The organism is Bacillus sp. FSL W8-1202, assembly GCF_038006165.1.
In the GTDB taxonomy this organism is placed as follows: domain Bacteria; phylum Bacillota; class Bacilli; order Bacillales; family Bacillaceae; genus Bacillus; species Bacillus subtilis.
In genome coordinates, this window is sequence record NZ_JBBOUR010000003.1 from 95,719 (window position 1) to 111,326 (window position 15,608).

Genomic DNA, 15,608 nt, shown 5'->3' on the forward strand with positions numbered 1-15,608 from the left:
GTTATTCTAGATATTTCTTCACACGTTCCTTTAGGTGGTCATGAACTAATAGTTGATTCATGACCATAGCCCATTGCTGGATGCGTCCACCATCCCATTTCTTTTCTAATTCTTTTGTTCGTAAAAACAATATTTTTAATAGGGCATTCTCATGGGGGAATGCTCCTTTTTTCGTGACTTTTCGAAAGCTAGAGTGGATACTTTCAACGGCATTTGTAGTGTACATGATTTTACGAATATTACCACCATAATCGAAAAGTTGTTCCACATGAGAAAAGTTTCGTTTCCATACGTCTACAGCTCCAGGGTACGTAGACCACTGCTTTTCAAAAGATTCAAATGCACTGTGACAAGCCTTAAGGCTTGGAGCTCCATACACTTTCTTTAAGGCAGCAGTAAAAGGCTTGTAGTCTTTACTTGGTATATACTTAATCGAATTTCGAATTAAATGAACAATACATCTCTGTACGGTCACATCAGGAAAAATCGCACGTGCTCCTTCTTCCAGACCACTAACGCCATCCATTGAGAGAAAGAAGATATCTTCTACACCACGAGATTTGATTTCATCAAAAATTTGCATCCATTTATGTTTACTTTCCGTTTCATTCAACCACAAACCTAGAATGTCCTTTTTACCTTCTATGGTATATCCTAGTATTGTGTAAACGGCATACTTCTTCGTTTCATAGTCATTACGAATGGTTGTGTAAAGACAATCGACAAACACAAAAGGGTAACAGTTACTTAAGGGACGATTTTGCCACTCTTCTAAATTAGGAAGTACAGTATCCGTAATGTCGGATACCATTTCATGAGATACAGAAAAGCCATAGATGTCTTCTATCGTGGAAGAAATGTCTCGTTGTGACATTCCTCTGGCATACATCGAAATGACCTTATCCTCTATAGAGGATACATCTCTTTTACGCTTTGGAATCAACTGCGGTTCAAATGAACCATCACGATCACGGGGGACTGCAATTTCAACTTCTCCTGCCGTTGTTTTCACGATCTTTTTGCCATATCCATTTCTTCTATTTCTTGTTTCTTTTTCTCCCTTGTCATTGGATTCATAGCCCAAATGGTGATTCATTTCACCTTTTAGCATTGACTCAAACATGGGACCAAATATGTCTTTTAATGCTTCTTGCATATCTTCTACTGATTTAGGCTGATACTGTTCGATAATCTTGTTAGCTAATTCTACGGAGTTCGGATCTCTTTTCAATTTCCCCACTGAAACCACTCCTTTAGCTTTATACTTATTATTCTATCAAATAAAAAACTGTGTGAGTAAGGAACCGTACGCATTCCTTACTTACACAGTTAATATTACACTCCCTGATGGTTCATTTGAACCGCAGTTGATTCCAAAGCGTAAAAGAGATGTATCCTCTATAGAGGATAAGGTCATTTCGATGTATGCCAGAGGAATGTCACAACGAGACATTTCTTCCACGATAGAAGACATCTATGGCTTTTCTGTATCTCATGAAATGGTATCCGACATTACGGATACTGTACTTCCTAATTTAGAAGAGTGGCAAAATCGTCCCTTAAGTAACTGTTACCCTTTTGTGTTTGTCGATTGTCTTTACACAACCATTCGTAATGACTATGAAACGAAGAAGTATGCCGTTTACACAATACTAGGATATACCATAGAAGGTAAAAAGGACATTCTAGGTTTGTGGTTGAATGAAACGGAAAGTAAACATAAATGGATGCAAATTTTTGATGAAATCAAATCTCGTGGTGTAGAAGATATCTTCTTTCTCTCAATGGATGGCGTTAGTGGTCTGGAAGAAGGAGCACGTGCGATTTTTCCTGATGTGACCGTACAGAGATGTATTGTTCATTTAATTCGAAATTCGATTAAGTATATACCAAGTAAAGACTACAAGCCTTTTACTGCTGCCTTAAAGAAAGTGTATGGAGCTCCAAGCCTTAAGGCTTGTCACAGTGCATTTGAATCTTTTGAAAAGCAGTGGTCTACGTACCCTGGAGCTGTAGACGTATGGAAACGAAACTTTTCTCATGTGGAACAACTTTTCGATTATGGTGGTAATATTCGTAAAATCATGTACACTACAAATGCCGTTGAAAGTATCCACTCTAGCTTTCGAAAAGTCACGAAAAAAGGAGCATTCCCCCATGAGAATGCCCTATTAAAAATATTGTTTTTACGAACAAAAGAATTAGAAAAGAAATGGGATGGTGGACGCATCCAGCAATGGGCTATGGTCATGAATCAACTATTAGTTCATGACCACCTAAAGGAACGTGTGAAGAAATATCTAGAATAACTTACACACTTTTCTTGACAAGCCCAAAATTGGTCGCGAAAGAAAAAATCGAACTCTTCTCCAAATCTCCTTCTCTTGAACTAAAGACACAAATTCTCTCGGAAATTAACTCTTCAATTGCTCAATCATTTATTGCACAACGTCAAAAGAATCAATCAACTGAAACAAATAGCACTAATGATAAAGACATTTTTTCAGAAATTAATGATGCTGGACAAGAAAGCTCAGTATCTATTAATGATCTCTATTAAAATAAAATAACACTTTTATAGAAATGAGGAATTTATATGTTCAAGTTTGGAACTATTGGTGCCTTCAAACAGGTGCGAAATAACCCGCGTTGTAAAGCAACAAAAGATTTAGTGCCTGGCTTGGTTGTGTTACCAGATGACTCTACTGGCCTGGCGCCTACCCCTACCGATGCTACAGCAGCAAAGGGCGACATTTATGTTGTTGGCAATATCATTGATAAACCTGAGGTTAGAAACAAAGCTGATTTTAAAGTATTGAAAGATGAATACGTTCGTGCTTTCCGTGTAACTGATTTGGCTGACCTACCAGTTGAATTGAGTCAAGATACAGTTCAAGGTTTTGATGCTCTCATTGTGGGCGATGTTATTGTCCCAGCAGGTGATGGAACTGGTCAATGGACTAAAGCTGGAGAAGATGTTGCTGATTATAAAGTTAAGCTTAAAGTTCTTGAAAAAACTACATTCGGTGGTAAAGGTCTGTACTTAAAAGTACAAGCCTAATCCCTAACTTTTGGAGGTAAAACTTATGAAAATTGAACTTAATAACGTAAAACGGGATTCAGATGTGTTTGCTAATCCCAAGTTAAATTCAAAATCGCCAATTATTGAGATCTTCTCTGCAATTGCAACAGGAAAAGATATTTCTAAATTCGGTAATAAAGCCGATACAGTTATGAAACATGTCAAAGATTTAGCAGCTCAAGCTGTACTAGGAAACCCTGTGGCAAAAGCTGAAATAAATACAATTGTTAGATTGGCAATTGAACCTAAACTTATTTCAGCTGTTAAATTATTTGATTTCATGGGTACTTTTAGACAAATCGGTTATGATCAACAACCAATGATGACTACATACGCACACGAATCAATTAGAAGTGGTTTCCAAGCTTCTCGTGGAGACGTTCCTTTTGCTACTACAACTTGGAACGAATACCCTATTGGAACACAGACTATTTCAGCAGGCTATGCTGTTAATTACCGTGAAATCCAAAGTGGAAACCTAGATAAAGTTGCTGAAGGTATGGAACAAGTTCAGACCGATATGATGAATAAAGCTATGTATTATGTCGTAAATGAAATGTACAACGCCATTAAGTCAGCTACCGGTGTTAAATATTTCTCGGAAAATGCCGGTATTCAAAAATCTGCAGTTGATGACACTATTAAGAAGGTTCGTAGATTCGGTCAACCATCTATCGTTGGTGATTATTCTGTTGTTTCTCAGTTAAATGATTTTGCTGGATTCCAAGCAGTCGCCGGAGATGCGACTAGTACAAAATTGCCTGAATCAGTAATGGATGAAATCCGCAAGACAGGTTTACTGAGTACTTATAAAGGTTCTTCTGTTGTTGAATTACCTAATGCATACAACCTCACTGAACTTAACAAGACTGGAGATAACTTCAAAACTTACCTTCCTGAAGGTCTTCTATTCTTCATTCCTCAAGGTGCAAAATCTCCTCTTCAAGTATTCCAACGTGGTGGATTAACTTCTATGACAGGTAACGATATCGTGTCTGGTACAGAGATTACTCGATTTGACATGGAAATCGGTGCAGGTGTAGCTAAAGGACAAGAATATCAAATCGGATTAATCCGTGATGAAAATTTCGAAATCACACCTGAATAAAATCATTATGGAGGGCATTGTCCCTCCTAAGTAAAATTATGGAGGGTATTATGTCAATTAATTTAGATAAGAAAATCGCTATTAAAAATTTGTGCTCGTGGGACTTATATTTCAAAAAATTAGAAAGCCATGGAGATTTCCGTTTACCTGCTAATGGCATTCGTCAAATTACAGTAGGTGAAGTTCAGTCTCAAGTTTTTGATAATGTGAAAATGTTTGTAGGCACTGATGGGCAAGGGTCTCATGCGAAAATTTTCATTGATGATAAAGAAACTAGGGTTCACCTTGGGTTTGAGGCTGCTGAAAATGACAGTGAGCAAGAAGTGATCACACCTGAAAGAATCAAGCAGATTTTAGCTTACAAAACTCAGAAAACATTCGAAGAAAATGTAACTAAAGATATCAAACTAGAATCCGAAAAAGCTCAGTTATTTGAAATTGCAAAGAAAGAAAAAGTAAATGACTATAAAAAGATCAAGTTTATCGAAGAATTTACTGGTTTTAAGTTTGATACAGAATCATAAGGAGTGATTTAATGACACCTTATGAAAAAATTATCAATGTTTTTCATTCTTTGTTTCAATCGAACGAAGTGTTGCCCGAGGGTCTTGAAAAACAGTTTTTGATTAATGCTATTAGCGATTACGAAACAGATCTTACAGATCTTGGTTTCCATGAAGAAACTAATACGTTTGATGTCAAACTTTCAAGAGCTCAAACCCAATTACTCGGAATGCTTATGTACAGAGGATATTTAGGCAGATACAGAGATAGAGCTCTCAAGTTGAATAACGTAATTGGACGAGATATTCAATTAACAGGCTTAGCAAACACAAAAGCACAAGTAAATAGAGCATATGAGAGCTTGTGTGATGATATTGATCAAAAAATTAGCAAGCTTAAAACCAATAATTTCGAGTGAGGTGCTTAGATGTCAATAGATTGGTACCTTTCTTCCTCCTCGAATTATTTAAGTGGCTGGGAAAACGATGAATTTAATACGAACAAATATGAAATATTTAAAGAAATTCTTGCGAATTCACCCGAAACATATGATATTGAGCTCAATCATAAGTCTCAACAGGTAATTATCCAAACAACCCAAGACAGTGAAACTAAGAAAGTGCTTACCGTATTAGGATTGCTTAATCGAGGCGACTTGATTAAATATGATGATAGTTATTGGATTGTTAATTCAAGACCTACAGACAATAAAATGAACGATAGTGCTACTATAAGACAATGTAACACCTCATTTTTTCTAACCTCAGAAGACAAGTTAGTCGATACTGGCAAAATTAACGAAATCACCGGTAAGCCAATTTATGAAAAAGTACCTGGTGAAAAAACTGAAGTCCCCTGCATATTCGAAAGGACAACTTCAATAAATGGCACTGAATTGGCGGTAAATCTTCCGGATGGTCAAGCAAACATTACAATTCCTTATCTTGTTCATGAAAAATTGAAAATCGGACTTACCCTCACCTTCTTTGGCGAAGATTATCAAGTCGATGATATAGACTATTCTAAAGTTTATGGAGACCACGGAACAATAAAATTGGTTGCCAAAAAGAAAGTTGGTGAAAAGGCATGAGCATGACTGTTGAACAGATGACAAAAGTCTTCAGATTAGTTATGGATGATGTTGAACTGAATCGGCTCTTGTATTATAAAGATGATCCTCTCTCCCCTTCTCATCCAGATGTTCAATCACTTGAAAATTATTATGACTCCACAAATGACTCACCCGCTATAATCAATACCATATTTAAGCGAGCACCTAAAACAGATGATCTATCGGATTCACCGTTATGTAGGATGTGTGTTTATTTAGGGAACGCATTACCAAAACCATCCAACCAAAGTGCGATGCTTCTTGATCAAGACTTGATGATTGATGTTTTCACCCATATTAACACCTTTGAAGAAACCGAATTTAGAAATCTTAAGATTAATGACAGAATTAATAAGCTCTTGTTCAATCAGAATTTTGCTGGTATTGGTAAGACAAACTCTTATAAAAGATTGTTAATCACTAATCCACCTGACGGTTACCTTGGATATAAATTAATATATACCTTTGGGGCGATGAAATGATTGATAGTGAATTCTTTATAACCGGTGAACCAATCCCTACTGAATTTGGCGATTGTCGGTTTATAAAAGTTAAGGAATATGCTTTTTTAACTCCGTACCTCAGCTGGTTTAAGATGTCTAAGAAAGAGATTATTTATACTTACAGCAAAAAGGAAAATAATCAATTTGGCCAATTAGATGGTCTTATTGCCGAACTTAAAAAACTGTCATTATTTGAAATTACAAGTATCCTTCCGAATTTTAAAGAAGCGTATGAAGTAACTATTTAGCCCCCTAATGAATTTGGACACCTACTAAGAGTGGTTTTATACTTAAGGTTGCCAAATAAGGGGGCTTTTGTGATGCAAAGACGAAAACATTCTGCTGAATTTAAACAACAGGTGGTACAAGAAGCAATTGAAACAGGCAATAAAGCTTTGGTGGCGAGACGTCACGAGCTCAGTCCAAATCTCGTAAGCAAATGGGTAAAAGCTTTTCAGGAAAAAGGCAATCTAGATCATTCCGGCATTCAAGATATTGTTTCTCCCTCAGGGATCAAACAGTTGGAGGAGGAGAATGACCAGCTTAAAAAGCTGTTAGGCGAAAAAGATTTAGAAATTTCCATTCTCCGTGACGTACTAAAAAAGAAGAACCCTCACTTACTGAAACGCTTGAAATAGCGAATGAGTGGATTGCGAAAGGTTATGCCGTCCGTAAAGTCCTGAAGATTTTAGAGATTTCTCCTTCTACGTACTATTATCAATACAAGAAAGAAGAAAAGTCAGTAAGTGAGGGCAGACCCATTCCGGGCTATTCACTCACTAAGAACGGCAAAAAAATACCGGATGAACAAATACAGGAATGGCTGATGGAACTCATCTCAGGTGAAGCCGGTGTCTATGGCTATCGAAAGTTGTGCCTCCGCCTTCGAAGCGAGTATGCGCTACAGATTAACAAAAAGAAAGTGTACCGATTATGTAAGGAACTCGATATCCTACAGCCACAGCGAGAAGTGAAGTTCCACTATCCAAGAAAATTAGCGAGGAACCGGATCATCACTGAATCGAATCAGCTGTGGGAAGCAGATATTAAATACGGCTACATCGAAGGTGAAGAGCGTTTCTTCTTTATTCTATCGCTCATTGATGTATATGACCGTTCCATCATTGATTATCATATTGGTTTACATTGTACCGGACACGACGCTGGCCAACTCGTGCAGCGTGCCTTGTTTAAGCGTCAGCAATTTGAAAGAGAAACAAAGCCAGTCATTCGAACGGATAATGGTCCACAATTTATTTCTCTAGCGTTTCAGAAAGCATGTGAAACGTTCCACATCGAACATGAACGCATTCCGCCGAGAACACCGAATATGAATGCCCATATCGAGTCGTTTCACCGATTACTAGAGTATGAATGTTTGAGGCGGTTCGCTTTTCATTCCTACGCAGATGCGTATCATGAGGTGGCTGAATACATGGATTTCTACAATAATCGAAGAATCCATTCGAGTATTTTAGATTTAGCACCAAATGAATTTTATCAACGAAACCAAACAGAAGAGCTAACGATTAAAGAAGTGAGAGTATGAGGCAGGATGATTTTCTTGCCTCACCTAAAATAAAGAGCAATTCTATGAAATAATGAGCTAAGAGTAGTATGTGTCCAAAATTAGGGGGTTAACCCGGTAATATTTAGTACAGTTTTTAATGGCGTTGAAATTTTAGAGAAACTTACACCGGAAAATTTTGAAGCCCTAAGAGAATTGGTCTTGAGAATGTCTTGTCTAAAAGAGGAAAAAATCAGCTCTAACCCAGAGATACAGCGAGCTAACGAGCGCAGCAAAAGGGTGAAAAGTCAGGATTCAGATATGGTTGATATGGCAGACATCATGAGCAGTGTTGCTGCTCACACTGGATATTTGTACAAAGATATAAATGAAATGACTCTGTTTCAGTTATACATGACTTACTACAGAGTTGGTCAATTCAAACAGTACGATACCTCCACCCTGTTTGCAACCGTTTCACCTGATGCAGCCAAACACATGGAAAGCTGGGGAAAACATATCGACTTATTTGAAGAAGAAAAACACTACATAAGCAGAGAAAGTTTCATGAAACAAACTAAAGGTTTTGGTAAAGGCAGCGCATAGCTGTCTTTTTTATTATTTAAGGAGGCAACAATTAGATGAAAACAGTTATTCAAGATACAGCTGACGTTTATTTTAAACGAAAATCTGACGGTAAGCTTGTATTCACAGCCGAGGCACAAACAGCATCATTCTCCCAAGCAATCTCCGAAGAAAAACTCAGAGGTGGAATCGGAAATAAACCACTTTACATTCTTAAATCTGAGAAGGAAATTAACCTAACTGTCAAAAATGCTTTCTTTGATTTAGAATGGCTTGCAATGACACAGGGTGAAACAATTCAGGAAGAAACAAAAGTAAAGGTTTTCGATAGAGAACATGGACTGATTGTAGATGATACAAACAAAGTTACTCTAAAAGGAAAACCTGTAAGCGATGTTACTTTCTATAACAAAAAAGGTTTAACATATAAGATTGCTGTTTCAACTGATGGCACATATACAATTCCAACAGCATTTGCGGCTGCTAAAGACAAACTAACAGCTGTGTATCAAATTGAAAAAGTCGGTAGACGTTTAGCCATTAAAGCCAGCAAGTTCTCAGAACGATATGAAGTTGAATATCGCACCATTGCTTATAACCCTGATACAGAAGAAGTTTACAGTGACATCTATATCCAGTTCCCTAACGTTTCTCCTTCAGGGGAATTTGAAATGTCATTAGAAAATGGAAATGCTTTAGCACCTGAAATTAAGTTTGAAGCGTTAGCAGATACAGATACAGACGAAATGGCTGTAGTAATCGAAGCAAGTAGAGATGAAAATACCGCAGCTCCGGTTGAGGATACAACAGGTTCAACTCAAAGCTCAGATCTTGGCGGAACAACTGAATAATTAAGGAGGCGTTTATTATTGCTTTTTTAAACCAGGACGGTGATAAATACACCTCTGCAAAAGATGATGGGACAGGTAATCCCATAACAGCTGTATCAATTGAACGTTCCACTATCCCATTGGAGGTTGGTCTCAATAATGACCAGCCTCTTAATGTTAATGTGGCCAACACTGCACTTGATGTAAATATAACTAATACGGCTTCTGTCCCTGTTTTGGTTAAAAACACTGCAGCAATTAAAACCCAAGTTCAAAAATCCTATTCTGAATTTGTTGTTACTGATGCTGATACCGTAGCTACAGGTGCAACTAAGTCTTATACAGTTGATCTAATCGATTCACTTGGTGTTTTCAGAACTTACGGTGTTGCTATGTACACAACTCAAACAGACAGCTCAAACAGCAAAGTTTTAGCAAGTATTTATTCTGTACCGAAAAACATCCCATTTTATTCTGCAACTACATCAGGTAATGATAGTTCTGTTTTATTCAACAGCATTGCCTTTGTTCAGAATTACCCTTTGCAAAAACAATTAACTTTCACTGCTCCAAAAATACATCTGACAGTTAAAGCAGCCGGGACAGTTGATCTAACTGGGTTAAAAATCGTTGTTTGGGGGATGGAATAATGACATTTGATGAAGTATGTGGTCTGTTCAAACAATTTGATGGCTTGGAACAAAAATTCCTATTGCTATCAGATGGATCCTATATCAGTGTTGATGATTTCAAGCAACGCTTTGAAGGCGACTTCAATGAGTACGAACCTTTAAGTTCGCTTCAGTCATCCCCTTCTTCTACCCCAGCTTGGGAAGGTATATGGAATAAGCTACAAGAGGATGGGCTTTTTGGATAAGTCCTCCCCTCTTGTTTTTCTAGATAAAAGACAGTTTTTATTCAAATTAAGGAGGTGGAGTTGTTGACAGAAACGACTGAAAATGTCGTAGTTACGATTCCAGACAAGACTTCATTTACATTTCATGAAGCAACAACTTCCCCATCAGAAGGTGAAGAATTTGTAGTGAGTCATTTTCGGGAACTTACTGTTAAGATCTCTGGTTCCTCTACTTCCCGGGAAGTTAAATTCTATGCAGTCGATGAAAACGGTGAAAAGACTGCTTTAAGTGGCACCAACAAAACTGATTTTCAACTCGCCAGCAGTACATTGAGCACAAATGAATATTGGGACTTTGATATTGCTGGACTGTTTAAAGTAATGTTTGAAGTTTCCGCAGTTAATGGTGATGTATCTGTTAAAGGAAATGCGGTGAGCTAATGAGTAGCAGTAAATTTGTTGGTCAATTAAAACAAAACAATGAACAAATAAACAACCTAAAGGAAATCACTACACAAGCCGAAAAGCATATGGTTGTTCACGAACAAAAGCTCACTGAAATAGTTGATGAATTCATAGAGAAACAAAATTATGAGTTGAAGAGTCATACAGAAAATAAAAATAATCCGCACCAAGTTACTAAGGATCAGTTAGGTCTAGGAAAAGTATTAAACATTGAGCAAGCAGCTAAATTAGATTTTGACTCCCATACCGCTGATACTAATGTACATATTACAACCACTGAACGCAATACTTGGAACGCCAAAGAAACAACAGCAGGATCTCAATCAAAAGCTGATCAAGCACTTACTAATGCAAAAGCTTACACTGATACCCATGCCAGCAATAAATCTAATCCACATGGTGTTACTGCCTCACAAATCGGACTAGGTAATCTAACTAACGATAAGCAGGCTACAAAAAGTGAATTTGATTTGCACGCTGGTGATACAACTAAACATGTTACCGCTACTGAAAGAAATTCATGGCTTTTAAAGAGCGATATCACTTCCTCTGTTACCAGTGGAGATACTTCCAAAGTATTAAACGGAGAAGGGGCAAAATTACTTAATGATAAGATAACCGAATTACAGAATGAGGTTTATTTAACTGATTTATTAAGTGTTACTACAGGTGAAGTCACTCTAAAAGATGACATAACAAAGTACAAGAAACTACTTGTTGTAACTGGAGGAGTTTCAACTGGTGATGTTAGAACGTCATTAGTTAGATGTTTCTACACGTACACCTTCAGGCCTCTGACCGACACAATTAATGTCTCTACTTCTAGGGGGAAATTCTCTGCCAGTATTACTTCAAATACTTCAATAAGCATTACACAAGCAGATGATGCCTTAAGATACATTATTGGTTTGAAATATTGAAAGGAGGGTTTGCTATAAACGTTTTTATTATCGATAAAATAACGAAAAAAATTATAAAAAGAAACATTGGCTTGCCTGATGACAGCAATAAAGAACTCTCTTCCTACTTTGATAGTAATGAATATGATTTATCAAAACATTTTTTTGCAACCGGAGAAAATTTAGAGGAAGGCTTTTATAAGATTGTAAATGGTCAAGTAGTTGCTAAAACCACTGAAGAGTTAATTGCTGATAAAGTCATACCGCCAACGACGGAAACACATCCTGAGCCAGTGTTAACCATTGAAGATTTAAAAACCCTGAATGATGCGTTAGGTAAGCAATTGGTATCGGAAAAACTAAAAAATACACAATTAGAGAACAAGCTTTCCAATCTCGGAAAAACTGTTGTTTCTATAAAATTAGGAGTGTTATAAAATGACTGATTTTGAATTTTGGGAAATGGCATACCGGTATGAATGGGCAACTAAAGATGATCTAAAAAAGGCTGTAGAACTTGGAGATATCACTCCAGAAGAATATAAAAAGATTACTAATGAAGACTATGTAGCTGCTTAAGAAATATTATATGGAGGATATTTAAGGAGGAAATAAGATGACAACAAAAAAGTTAAATTTAGGTTTAATTGAGGAGAGCGTCAGTAAATATGACAAGAAAGAAAAAGTCCAATTAACTGATGACGTACATGTATTTATTTATCCATACTTCTCTCCTTCTCGATTGACAAAAATGTTATCCGGATTGATTTCTGATCAAGAAGAAGCAAAAAAAGCAGGGATTAAATCATTTAAGGATATAAATCAAGTTCAATGGGCATTCTTTTCACTAGTTAAAGAATTTACGGACTTGGGCATTCCAAATGACATTAAAAATAAAGTCAAATGGTATCTTAAACTTGTAGATTCAGAGTTCTTCCCTTTGATTATCAACAGCTTCCCTAAAGAAAGTTTAGAAAAACTGGGTAAAGCCACTGTTATGCTGCAACAAAACATAGATGAGTTATCAAAAAAATCTCAGGAAGAAGCAAATAATCTTATCCTTCAAAAGGTCGAAGAGATTGAAAGCAGCGCTGATCCACTGTAATGGCGAAAAACATAAAAGAAATCAAAGCAATGGTTGAACAAGCTGCAATTCAGTCTATACATAAATCTTCCTCTAACGTTAAGCAAGTCATGACGAAAACAGGTCAAGATCATGTTGAAGAAGATGTTTACGGCACCTATAGCCCCCTACTTTATGAACGTACAGGAAAGCTTAAAGACGCTTTTATAACCACCAACGAGAGTAACGGGGTATCCTTGGACAATATTAGAGAAGATGATGGGAAAGATGTTGCTACAGTCATTGAAACCGGACAGGGGTATACATACCCTGATTCATATGGATATGGCTACGGTAAACCTCGTCCTTTTATGAAGAAAACCTCTGAGACACTAAAAGATGGACGATTAACTGCAGCGCTAAAAAAAGATTTAAAGGCAGATGGAATTAAAACAGACTAATGGCGGTGAATTAATGGCCAAATCAATTGAAAAGAATATGCTCAGATCTCGAGCAATAAAACTCCCCGAGGTCACGGAATCAATGTGGGAGCAAGTAGATGAAGAGCACAGAAACTTGGTTCAAGAGTTTTTAGATGCTCATTCATTTAGAGATAAAACACGAAAGCAGTATTACTCCTCCCTTCGCCAATTCTTTTGGTGGGTACATACCTCTCTTAACGGGAAAAAACTTTATAAGATTTCAAAGCGTGATTTCATTAGGTATCAAAGTTTCTTAAAGAATCGTGGGATGTCTTCAAGTGGGATTGCTTTAAAAAAAGCCGGTGTATCCTCGTTAAATAATTATATCGAAAATGTTGTTGCAGAAGATGATCATAATTATGAGAAATTCAGAAATTTCACCCGCGGGCTTCCAGCTATTCCTAAAACCACTACCTATGAAAAAGTTAAAGTTACATATGATGATTATAAACTGATGATGGACGCCCTAAAAGAGGACGAAAATTATTTGGGGATGGCATGGCTTGCTACTGCCTTTAATGTTGGCGGGCGAAGAGCAGAACTCATACAGTTAAAAACAGAAATATTAGATTACCCTGTTCCAGAGGGTCAGTCATACGTGATGAGTCATAAGGTATTTGGAAAAGGTAAAGGTGAAGGAAAACCTCTTGAGTACATGATTAACACAGAAGCACTGGAGTATCTTCGTTTATGGCATGAAAAACGTGGCTATGATCATGAATACCTCTTCACTACTCAGTATGGCGGAGAGCCTAAACAGATGTCAGAGTCTTGGGCTGATTATTTTTGCTCTGATGTGTTATCAGACATCCTTGGTCGACGTATAAACCCCCACCTCTTTAAAGCTTCGTGCATCACTTATCTCCTAGAAGTTAAGAAAATCAAAATTGAATTGATAAGCAAATATGTAGCTCATCATGAAGATGTCTCAACAACAATCAAGCACTATGATTTACGGGATTTTGAAGAAGAAAAGAATCAAATATTTGTTTAGTTAAAATCCCTCTTTTATTCAGAATCAAGATTCCTCAAACGAGGAATTTTGCTTATGAATAAAACAAAAAATCACTTTGCCCCTTATAAAGACAAAGTGATTTTAAAATTAGCTATTAGGTAAATCTACTTTTGCAGGAGTACTAGTCCAAGGTTTGCCCATTTTCTTTTTATGAGCTTTATCTTCAAAAAATTGAACTGTAGCATACTGATACCGGGTTAACCCCCTAATTTTGGACACATACTACTCTTAGCTCATTATTTCATAGAATTGCTCTTTATTTTAGGTGAGGCAAGAAAATCATCCTGCCTCATACTCTCACTTCTTTAATCGTTAGCTCTTCTGTTTGGTTTCGTTGATAAAATTCATTTGGTGCTAAATCTAAAATACTCGAATGGATTCTTCGATTATTGTAGAAATCCATGTATTCAGCCACCTCATGATACGCATCTGCGTAGGAATGAAAAGCGAACCGCCTCAAACATTCATACTCTAGTAATCGGTGAAACGACTCGATATGGGCATTCATATTCGGTGTTCTCGGCGGAATGCGTTCATGTTCGATGTGGAACGTTTCACATGCTTTCTGAAACGCTAGAGAAATAAATTGTGGACCATTATCCGTTCGAATGACTGGCTTTGTTTCTCTTTCAAATTGCTGACGCTTAAACAAGGCACGCTGCACGAGTTGGCCAGCGTCGTGTCCGGTACAATGTAAACCAATATGATAATCAATGATGGAACGGTCATATACATCAATGAGCGATAGAATAAAGAAGAAACGCTCTTCACCTTCGATGTAGCCGTATTTAATATCTGCTTCCCACAGCTGATTCGATTCAGTGATGATCCGGTTCCTCGCTAATTTTCTTGGATAGTGGAACTTCACTTCTCGCTGTGGCTGTAGGATATCGAGTTCCTTACATAATCGGTACACTTTCTTTTTGTTAATCTGTAGCGCATACTCGCTTCGAAGGCGGAGGCACAACTTTCGATAGCCATAGACACCGGCTTCACCTGAGATGAGTTCCATCAGCCATTCCTGTATTTGTTCATCCGGTATTTTTTTGCCGTTCTTAGTGAGTGAATAGCCCGGAATGGGTCTGCCCTCACTTACTGACTTTTCTTCTTTCTTGTATTGATAATAGTACGTAGAAGGAGAAATCTCTAAAATCTTCAGGACTTTACGGACGGCATAACCTTTCGCAATCCACTCATTCGCTATTTCAAGCGTTTCAGTAAGTGAGGGTTCTTCTTTTTTAGTACGTCACGGAGAATGGAAATTTCTAAATCTTTTTCGCCTAACAGCTTTTTAAGCTGGTCATTCTCCTCCTCCAACTGTTTGATCCCTGAGGGAGAAACAATATCTTGAATGCCGGAATGATCTAGATTGCCTTTTTCCTGAAAAGCTTTTACCCATTTGCTTACGAGATTTGGACTGAGCTCGTGACGTCTCGCCACCAAAGCTTTATTGCCTGTTTCAATTGCTTCTTGTACCACCTGTTGTTTAAATTCAGCAGAATGTTTTCGTCTTTGCATCACAAAAGCCCCCTTATTTGGCAACCATAAGTATAAAACCACTCTTAGTAGGTGTCCAAATTCATTAGGGGGCTAAATAG

General features: G+C 37.3%; 22 protein-coding genes and 3 pseudogenes. 21 read left to right on the plus strand and 4 right to left on the minus strand.

Translation table 11 applies throughout. The features are described 5' to 3' along the window. Nucleotide 1: 1 nt before the first annotated feature. Nucleotides 2-1,249: an IS256-like element ISBsu2 family transposase gene (locus tag NSQ09_RS22220; protein ID WP_031600262.1), complete on the minus strand. Its 1,248-nt coding sequence runs from the start codon at nucleotides 1,247-1,249 to the stop codon at nucleotides 2-4. A 97-nt stretch (nucleotides 1,250-1,346) separates the two neighbouring features. Between NSQ09_RS22220 and NSQ09_RS22225 the strand changes: the two are divergent. The 21 genes and pseudogenes from NSQ09_RS22225 to NSQ09_RS22325 form a co-directional block, all read left to right on the plus strand. After that, a pseudogene (locus NSQ09_RS22225) lies at nucleotides 1,347-2,309 on the plus strand (IS256-like element ISBsu2 family transposase); the annotation flags it as partial. Between the two features lie 287 nt (nucleotides 2,310-2,596). Beyond that, complete coding sequence (locus tag NSQ09_RS22230; protein WP_017696875.1) at nucleotides 2,597-3,061, plus strand: hypothetical protein; 465 nt, start codon at nucleotides 2,597-2,599, stop codon at nucleotides 3,059-3,061. A 25-nt stretch (nucleotides 3,062-3,086) separates the two neighbouring features. Next, a complete protein-coding gene (locus NSQ09_RS22235; protein WP_017696876.1) occupies nucleotides 3,087-4,190 on the plus strand; it encodes a hypothetical protein in 1,104 nt (367 codons plus the stop codon). 50 nt (nucleotides 4,191-4,240) lie between these two features. After that, nucleotides 4,241-4,714 carry a hypothetical protein gene (locus NSQ09_RS22240; protein ID WP_017696877.1) on the plus strand — a complete coding sequence of 158 codons (474 nt, stop codon included), beginning with the start codon at nucleotides 4,241-4,243 and terminating at the stop codon, nucleotides 4,712-4,714. 11 nt (nucleotides 4,715-4,725) lie between these two features. Continuing rightward, entirely contained in the window at nucleotides 4,726-5,112 is a 387-nt protein-coding gene (locus tag NSQ09_RS22245) for a hypothetical protein (RefSeq protein WP_017696878.1), read from the plus strand. Between the two features lie 9 nt (nucleotides 5,113-5,121). Beyond that, nucleotides 5,122-5,784 carry a hypothetical protein gene (locus NSQ09_RS22250; RefSeq protein WP_114523554.1) on the plus strand — a complete coding sequence of 221 codons (663 nt, stop codon included), beginning with the start codon at nucleotides 5,122-5,124 and terminating at the stop codon, nucleotides 5,782-5,784. Further along, a complete protein-coding gene (locus NSQ09_RS22255) occupies nucleotides 5,781-6,287 on the plus strand; it encodes a hypothetical protein (RefSeq protein ID WP_017696880.1) in 507 nt (168 codons plus the stop codon). Before NSQ09_RS22250 ends, NSQ09_RS22255 begins: the two co-directional genes overlap by 4 nt. Beyond that, the gene (locus NSQ09_RS22260) at nucleotides 6,284-6,556 is read left to right on the plus strand and encodes a hypothetical protein (RefSeq protein ID WP_341032712.1); all 273 of its coding nucleotides are present in this window, start codon (nucleotides 6,284-6,286) and stop codon (nucleotides 6,554-6,556) included. Before NSQ09_RS22255 ends, NSQ09_RS22260 begins: the two co-directional genes overlap by 4 nt. A gap of 72 nt (nucleotides 6,557-6,628) precedes the next feature. Beyond that, on the plus strand, nucleotides 6,629-6,946 hold the full coding sequence (locus tag NSQ09_RS22265; protein WP_014479904.1) for a transposase: 318 nt from the start codon (nucleotides 6,629-6,631) through the stop codon (nucleotides 6,944-6,946). A gap of 11 nt (nucleotides 6,947-6,957) precedes the next feature. Then, nucleotides 6,958-7,857: an IS3 family transposase gene (locus tag NSQ09_RS22270; protein WP_026113687.1), complete on the plus strand. Its 900-nt coding sequence runs from the start codon at nucleotides 6,958-6,960 to the stop codon at nucleotides 7,855-7,857. A gap of 180 nt (nucleotides 7,858-8,037) precedes the next feature. Continuing rightward, nucleotides 8,038-8,421 (plus strand): hypothetical protein, encoded by a 384-nt coding sequence (locus NSQ09_RS22275; RefSeq protein ID WP_341032713.1) that lies wholly within the window; start codon nucleotides 8,038-8,040, stop codon nucleotides 8,419-8,421. A gap of 35 nt (nucleotides 8,422-8,456) precedes the next feature. After that, on the plus strand, nucleotides 8,457-9,251 hold the full coding sequence (locus NSQ09_RS22280; protein ID WP_010328117.1) for a hypothetical protein: 795 nt from the start codon (nucleotides 8,457-8,459) through the stop codon (nucleotides 9,249-9,251). A gap of 17 nt (nucleotides 9,252-9,268) precedes the next feature. After that, nucleotides 9,269-9,880 carry a hypothetical protein gene (locus tag NSQ09_RS22285; protein WP_114523556.1) on the plus strand — a complete coding sequence of 204 codons (612 nt, stop codon included), beginning with the start codon at nucleotides 9,269-9,271 and terminating at the stop codon, nucleotides 9,878-9,880. Further along, nucleotides 9,880-10,107, plus strand: coding sequence for a hypothetical protein (locus tag NSQ09_RS22290; protein WP_114523557.1), 228 nt, complete (start codon nucleotides 9,880-9,882; stop codon nucleotides 10,105-10,107). The genes NSQ09_RS22285 and NSQ09_RS22290 overlap by 1 nt, the downstream gene beginning before the upstream one ends. A 63-nt stretch (nucleotides 10,108-10,170) precedes the next feature. Beyond that, nucleotides 10,171-10,527 carry a hypothetical protein gene (locus tag NSQ09_RS22295; RefSeq protein ID WP_120028272.1) on the plus strand — a complete coding sequence of 119 codons (357 nt, stop codon included), beginning with the start codon at nucleotides 10,171-10,173 and terminating at the stop codon, nucleotides 10,525-10,527. Further along, nucleotides 10,527-11,075, plus strand: a pseudogene (locus tag NSQ09_RS23115) (hypothetical protein); the annotation flags it as partial. The gene NSQ09_RS22295 and the pseudogene NSQ09_RS23115, both read left to right, overlap by 1 nt. A gap of 392 nt (nucleotides 11,076-11,467) precedes the next feature. Next, entirely contained in the window at nucleotides 11,468-11,887 is a 420-nt protein-coding gene (locus NSQ09_RS22305) for a hypothetical protein (protein ID WP_042976260.1), read from the plus strand. 1 nt (nucleotide 11,888) lies between these two features. Further along, nucleotides 11,889-12,029 (plus strand): XkdX family protein, encoded by a 141-nt coding sequence (locus tag NSQ09_RS22310; protein ID WP_080332259.1) that lies wholly within the window; start codon nucleotides 11,889-11,891, stop codon nucleotides 12,027-12,029. Between the two features lie 37 nt (nucleotides 12,030-12,066). Then, nucleotides 12,067-12,555 carry a hypothetical protein gene (locus NSQ09_RS22315; RefSeq protein WP_341032716.1) on the plus strand — a complete coding sequence of 163 codons (489 nt, stop codon included), beginning with the start codon at nucleotides 12,067-12,069 and terminating at the stop codon, nucleotides 12,553-12,555. Continuing rightward, nucleotides 12,555-12,974, plus strand: a complete 420-nt coding sequence (locus tag NSQ09_RS22320; RefSeq protein WP_033885226.1) for a hypothetical protein — start codon at nucleotides 12,555-12,557, stop codon at nucleotides 12,972-12,974. Before NSQ09_RS22315 ends, NSQ09_RS22320 begins: the two co-directional genes overlap by 1 nt. Before the next feature lie 13 nt (nucleotides 12,975-12,987). Beyond that, nucleotides 12,988-13,989: a tyrosine-type recombinase/integrase gene (locus NSQ09_RS22325; protein ID WP_033885229.1), complete on the plus strand. Its 1,002-nt coding sequence runs from the start codon at nucleotides 12,988-12,990 to the stop codon at nucleotides 13,987-13,989. Nucleotides 13,990-14,097: 108 nt separating this feature from the next. Here NSQ09_RS22325 and NSQ09_RS22330 read toward each other — a convergent pair. From NSQ09_RS22330 to NSQ09_RS22340, 3 genes and pseudogenes are all read right to left on the minus strand, one after another. Next, nucleotides 14,098-14,202: pseudogene (locus NSQ09_RS22330) on the minus strand (hypothetical protein); the annotation flags it as partial. 97 nt (nucleotides 14,203-14,299) lie between these two features. Further along, entirely contained in the window at nucleotides 14,300-15,214 is a 915-nt protein-coding gene (locus NSQ09_RS22335; RefSeq protein WP_033880480.1) for an IS3 family transposase, read from the minus strand. Then, complete coding sequence (locus tag NSQ09_RS22340; RefSeq protein WP_014479904.1) at nucleotides 15,211-15,528, minus strand: transposase; 318 nt, start codon at nucleotides 15,526-15,528, stop codon at nucleotides 15,211-15,213. Before NSQ09_RS22340 ends, NSQ09_RS22335 begins: the two co-directional genes overlap by 4 nt. Between the last annotated feature and the right edge of the window lie 80 nt (nucleotides 15,529-15,608).